At 60.1% G+C, this 2,368-nt stretch carries 3 protein-coding genes; 2 read left to right on the top strand and 1 reads right to left on the bottom strand.

Going from position 1 to position 2,368, the window contains the following annotated elements; all coding sequences use genetic code 11:
- Positions 1-894 (bottom strand): formate/nitrite transporter family protein (locus WA989_RS12030; protein WP_424340737.1); only part of this gene is annotated, 894 nt, incomplete at its 3' end.
- A 143-nt stretch (positions 895-1,037) separates the two neighbouring features.
- Here WA989_RS12030 and WA989_RS12035 point away from each other — a divergent pair.
- Positions 1,038-1,946 carry a D-alanine--D-alanine ligase gene (locus WA989_RS12035; protein ID WP_424340738.1) on the top strand — a complete coding sequence of 303 codons (909 nt, stop codon included), beginning with the start codon at positions 1,038-1,040 and terminating at the stop codon, positions 1,944-1,946.
- A partial coding sequence (locus WA989_RS12040) for an FtsQ-type POTRA domain-containing protein (RefSeq protein ID WP_424340739.1) occupies positions 1,934-2,368 on the top strand: 435 nt, incomplete at its 3' end. The genes WA989_RS12035 and WA989_RS12040, both read left to right, overlap by 13 nt.

Raw genomic sequence — 2,368 nt, forward strand, 5'->3', positions numbered from 1 at the left:
CTTCTGGTCATCGCCGGGTTCACCGTCGCCGCGATGGCCGGCCTCTTCTTCTTCCAGTTCTTCCTGCACTTGCGCATAGGCGAGGACGGCGAAGAGGGCCGTGCCCCCCACCACGTTACCAAGAAGCGTCGGAAGCCACCTGAAAGCCGCCATGGGCAAAAGGCCGAACTGGCCATCGAAGACCACGAGGAACAGCTCCACCGATCCGACGATGACGTGGGTGAAGTCGCCAAGGGCGATCATGTAGATCATGATGGCGATCACCAGGACTTCCCCCCCTTCGGAGGTGGGCAGCATCCAGACGAGCGCCGCGATCAGAAATCCAGCCGGGAGCGCCTTGATAAAGGTCTCCCATGCGCCCCACTCGGCGACGTGAAAACTTATATCGAGCGTCGCTGCAGCAACATCCGGCTCCAGCGGTTTGCCAAAGGTCAGGAATGCCGCGGCAATTGCGGTCCCGACCATGTTGGCGAGAAACACCGTGCCCCAGAGCCTTGCGGTCCCGACCAGGGTTTTGCGGCAGGGATCTGCAAGCGTCGGCAGAACGGCTGTGACCGTGTTCTCGGTGAACAGCTGGAGACGCCCCAGGATGACCAGAAGGAAGCCCGCCGTATAGCCAAAGCTCTCGACAACCGGTCGCCATTCAGTGTCAGGCAAGCCGACGCGCAGCATAGCCTCCATGGCCAGCGAAATGGAAATGCCAATGCCGGCTGCAATGCCGGACCACCAGATCGAGGCCTGCGGACGCGACAGTTCCGAGCGGCCTTCCTGGCGTATGATCTCGTAGACCATGCGGGATTTGAGGCGGGTGAGCGCCGCAGCTTCAACGCGCTCGCTTTCCGTGATGTGCTCTTCTTCGGAATCATCAGGCGACTTGTCGACATTTTCGGACATGCCAGCACAAACGCCCCGCCAGGCACAATGTTCAGCCGATCGCTTCGGGATGCATCCCGGATAAGGACTGCCTTAATTTCTAGCGCTCTACATGTTTGTCTTGAATGTGAACTTATCGGCTCGCCAACACCACGGAGAAAGACATGAAGAAAGTCGCTGTCGTCTATGGAGGCTGGTCGTCCGAGCGCGAAGTGTCCGTGTCTTCAGGCGAACAGATGTTGAGGGCGGCGAAAGCGGCTGGCTATGACGCGATTGGCATCGATGCGACGCGCGATCTTGCACGGCAGATCGCTGACGCGGCGCCGGATGTCATTCTCAACGGCCTGCATGGGCCATGGGGTGAGGATGGCTGCGTGCAGGGGCTCTTCGAAATCCTCGACATTCCCTATAGCCATTCCGGCGTGACTGCATCTGCCATCGCCATGGACAAGCGCAAGTCGAAAGCTGTTTATGAGCAGGCGGGCCTCGATGTCGCCAAGGATGTTGCTGTCACCCGCGAAGATGCGGCCCGCGCCCATCCGCTTGAGCCGCCCTATGTCATCAAGCCCGTCAATGAAGGCTCCAGCTTCGGTGTGGTTTTCGTGCGCAAGGACAATAATGGCCCATCGCAATTCGTGCTGTCTGACGAGTGGAAGTATGGCGACAATCTCATGGCCGAGGAATATATTCCCGGCCGTGAGCTTACCGTCGCCGTCCTTGGGGACAGGCCGCTCGCTGTCACGGAAATCACAACGTTAAGGGAGTTTTACGACTTTGACGCAAAATATGCAGCAGGTGGATCGCGGCACGTCGTGCCCGCAGACGTTCCTGAGCGTGTGACAAGGCAGGCTCTGGACGCGGCGTTGAAGGCGCATCAGGCGCTTGGGTGTCGAGGTGTGACGCGGTCCGATTTTCGTTTTGACGAGGAAAAGGACCGGCTCGTGATACTGGAAACAAATACCCAGCCAGGCATGACCCCGACATCCCTTGTGCCCGAACAGGCCGCCTTCACCGGCATGACGTTCGAGCAGCTCGTTGCGTGGATGATCGAGGATGCCTCATGCCACAGGTAAGAGGACGCAGACCCCAGCAGGCTCAGCCTGCACGCGGCCGTCGGAAGGCGCCGCCACCGCCCGAGCCCGAATATCAGAGCGTTGATGCCTCATCGGTCATCTTCGGTCTGGTCATGGTGTTTGCCGTTATCGTGGCCGGTGCTGCGCTTATGGGCGGTTCGCTCTCGAAAATGGGAGGGCGCGTCACCGGCACGATGGATGGCGCCGCCTCTGCGCTTGGACTGTCAGTCTCTGATGTGCAGATCGTTGGCCTCGAAAGCGATCCGGCGCTCACCGGCATGATCGGCCGCCTTTCAGAGATCGAGAATGGCGACAACATGTTCCGCGCCGACCCTCATAAAATCCGCCGCCGCATTCTCGCGACGGGGCAGGTGGCCGATGCGCGTGTCTACCGCCTGTGGCCGAACCAGATCCGTATCCAT

This window comes from Henriciella sp. (assembly GCF_049649345.1).
Classification (GTDB): Bacteria; Pseudomonadota; Alphaproteobacteria; order Caulobacterales; family Hyphomonadaceae; genus Henriciella.